Source organism: Actinomycetes bacterium (assembly GCA_036510875.1).
GTDB lineage: Bacteria > Actinomycetota > Actinomycetes > Prado026 > Prado026 > DATCDE01.
Genome location: DATCDE010000101.1, coordinates 1 through 3,221, shown reverse-complemented (window position 1 = coordinate 3,221; position 3,221 = coordinate 1). Strand labels below are relative to the sequence as shown.

Here is a 3,221-nt window from a genome sequence, read left to right as displayed (position 1 = left end):
GATCCCGTTCAGCCTCGGCGCCGCCCGCCTGCTTCCTTGATCGACGGCGGGGGGGAGCCGGCGGACAACGGATCACGCGGCTGCGGCCCGCCGCAGGGCGGCCCGGACTGTGGCGGCCACCCGGTTCACCTGGTGATGTCCCACCAGGGGAGCCGCAGCACGGTGTAGCCGGCCATGACGAGCAGGTTCTGCCGGGTGCGGTCCCACTGGAACCGGTCGCCGTTCGAGTGGTGGGCCCGGCCGTCGACCTCGGAGGACCAGCCGAGCCTCGCCGACGAGCACGTCCACCTCGATGCCCAGCGCGTCGAGACGGACACCGGCCCGCCACCCCCGGATCCGGGCCGGCTGCAGGATCAGCCGCAGCCGCAGCCGCAGCCGCAGCCGCCGCTCCGGCTCCGACCGGGCGCCGCGGGCCGCCTCGCGCCGCAGCCGGAGCAGCGGCGGGGTGCCGCGCAGCCCGGTGGCGACCCGGACCCGCGCGTCCAGGTCGCCGGGGTCCGCCCAGCGGCGCAGCAGGGTGCGGTCCAGCAGGTGCTGGGCCTGGAGGGGCGGCAGCGTGCCCAGGCGGTCGGCGAGGGTCCGCACCCGAGAGGCCACCAGCGCGCCGTCGACCAGGTCCAGCTCGGCGTCGTCGATCGGCTGCCGCCGGTCCACCATGAGGCCGGCCAGAAGCGGGTTGTCCTGTGGCCGCACCGTCACGTGCACCCGGCCGTCGTCGGCCACCGGCAGCTGCCACAGCACCGCGGCCGAGCGGTGGCTCAGCACCCCGCCGGTGAGCAGGCGGGCCGCGGTCGCCCGGACCACGAGGTCCACCGGGGTGCCGGCCCGCACGTACGACCCGCCCACGACCCGCACCCGCTCGCCGCGGCGCAGCAGCCGGGCCTCCTGCTTCGCCGACCAGCCGGTCGCGCGGGCCTGCGCGCGGGTGAACACGCCGGCCTGCGTCGCGGCGATCGGGGGCACCGGCGGGGCGGCTATCGGTCCAGGGTGCCGCCGTGCGCGCCCTCGCCGTCGGCGTCGTCCACAGCCCCCGGCCGTCCCCCCGTTCCTGATCGCCGTGAGCGGGAGAAAGGCGCCCTACCAGGGCAGATTCCTCCCGCAGACAGCGATCATGGAGGTGGGGGAAGGCGCTAGTTGGCGTGCCGGCGGCGCCGACGACGCGGCCGGGACAAGACGACCATCAGCAAGCCCAGGATCAGCAGTGGCAACGCGATGAGCAGCGGTCCGGCCGCGTCGGCGCCGGTCTTGACCAGCGTGCCCACCGCTGCGGCCACGCCGGTGCCGCTTTGCACCGACTCGCCCAGCACCCCGGACGGCGTGGTCGGCGCGACGGTCGCGGCCTTCACGGTGACCTGCAGCGACGCCGAGCCGGTGCCGCACGTCACGGCCACCGTGTTGCGCCCGACCCGGTCGAAGATCACCTGGTGCGTGATCTTGTTGGGGTCCGGTGCCGTCGTGATGGTCACGCTGCGGGTGGGCACCCCCGGGGAGCGGCCGGGACCGGTCACCGTCAGCGTCGCGGGCAGCCCGCAGTTGTAGATGAAGACGTAGGCCGGTTGACCGACGACGGCCAGGGTCCGGTCGATCTGGATGACCGGGCCGTTCCCGCCACCGCCGCCGCCCCCGCCGCCAGGCGGGTAGGTCGGTTCGCTGGTGGCCGCGATCGCGGGAGCGCCGAGCCCGACGACCAGTGCGGCGACGACGACGGACAACGCGGCCAAGCGACGCGGTCGCATGCTCGTAGCCCCCGTCGTCAGGCGAGATCTGTGGACGTTCGCGAGCATATCCCCGCAACTGGGGCAGATCGGGGCGCCACACGCCGGTGGGAGCCGGGCGGCAGCGGCTCAGCTGCAGCCGGGGCCCGGCGTCACAGCAACCGTGGCCGGCTGCACCAGCGGCTGCACCCAGGCCCGCGGCGCCGCCGTGGACGCCGGCTCCAGCAGGTCCAGCTTGAGCACCGAACGACGACCGGGCGCGATGTCCAGCTGGACGACGTACACCGGGCGCCCGCGCTCTGTTCCCGGTGCGACCGACACCGGTGCGCCGTCCAGGGTGGCCGAGGTCAGCTCGGCGCCCACCGCGGCGTAGACCTGCACGATCTCGTGCGTGGACCCGTCCCCCTCGCGGGCGACCGCCGAGCTGAACGACCCGCGGTCCAGCCGCAGCCGCGCGTACAGCGGCAGCCCGGACGCGGGCGCCCCGTTCGCCAGCGTCGCCGTGATCACGCTCGACCGCCCCTGCGTCGTGCAGGAGCCCAGCGCGTAGTCCAGCGTCCGCCCCAGGTAGTAGTCCAGCTTGTTGCCGCCGGCGTTGTTCACCACCAGCGCCGCGTACGGCCCGGGCAGCCCGTCCACAGCCCCGGCCAGCGGGGTCTGCTCCAGCAGCGACTCCTCAGCGGGGTGCGCGCTGTAGACCAGCAGCCGCCGCGCGCCCACCGCCGCGCCCAGCTGGGTCAGCAGCGCCCGCGGCTGCCCCGAACCGGACAGCAGCGCGTCGAACACCGACTTGGCCACGCTCTGCAGGTAGGCGTCCCGCGGGCCGTTCTGCGTCTCCAGCGGCCACCGGGCGTAGACGTCCTTCATGGTCAACGCCACCGCGGTGTCCGCGCTCACCGGCGACCCGTCGGCAAGCGTGACCGGTCCGGTCGCCGTCAGCACGTCCGACAGCGCGACCGGGTCGGTGGCGATGACGCCGTCCAGCGAGGTGCCGAACTGCCGGCGCCACATGTCCGCCATCAGCGCGGCGGCGTAGGGGAAGTGCGGGCTCATGTTCACGTTGACCCACAGCCCCGGGTCGGAGCCGTACAGCCCCTGGTAGTCCGCCCCCAGGTTCAGCGCGGGCGCGGTCAGCGACTTCAGGTCGGCCACCGACCCGAGCCGCTGCACAGAGACCGCGCCCTTCGACGCAGTGATCACCGCGTACGCGCCGATCAGCCCGCCGGTGCCGCGCGCCTCGGCGTTGTTCTGGAACACCACCAGGTAGGTCCGCGGGCCGTCCGCGCCGAGCATCGGCGACAGCAGCCGGGCGCCCAGCCAGCCCTCGTCCAGCGTGCTGCGGGTCTGGTCCAGCAGGGTCTGCAAGTCGGTCACGGCGCGGGCCAGCACCGAGGGGACGCCGGTGCGCGGCAGCACCGCGACCTGCGACTCCACCGCGGCGGTCCGCGCGACCAGCTGGCCCAGCGTCGGCGCGGCCGCGGTCAGCGCGGCGACGTCGATCTTCCC

Annotated in this window: 3 protein-coding genes; all 3 read right to left on the bottom strand. The window is 75.0% G+C overall.

Annotation, left to right across the window (positions count from 1 at the left end):
• Nucleotides 1-72: 72 nt before the first annotated feature.
• The gene (locus VIM19_05725; GenBank protein ID HEY5184397.1) at nt 73-963 is read right to left on the bottom strand and encodes a type IV toxin-antitoxin system AbiEi family antitoxin domain-containing protein; all 891 of its coding nucleotides are present in this window, start codon (nt 961-963) and stop codon (nt 73-75) included.
• Nucleotides 964-1,130: 167 nt separating this feature from the next.
• Complete coding sequence (locus VIM19_05720) at nt 1,131-1,721, bottom strand: hypothetical protein (protein HEY5184396.1); 591 nt, start codon at nt 1,719-1,721, stop codon at nt 1,131-1,133.
• Between the two features lie 123 nt (nt 1,722-1,844).
• Nucleotides 1,845-3,221 (bottom strand): DUF4012 domain-containing protein (locus VIM19_05715; GenBank protein ID HEY5184395.1); only part of this gene is annotated, 1,377 nt, incomplete at its 5' end.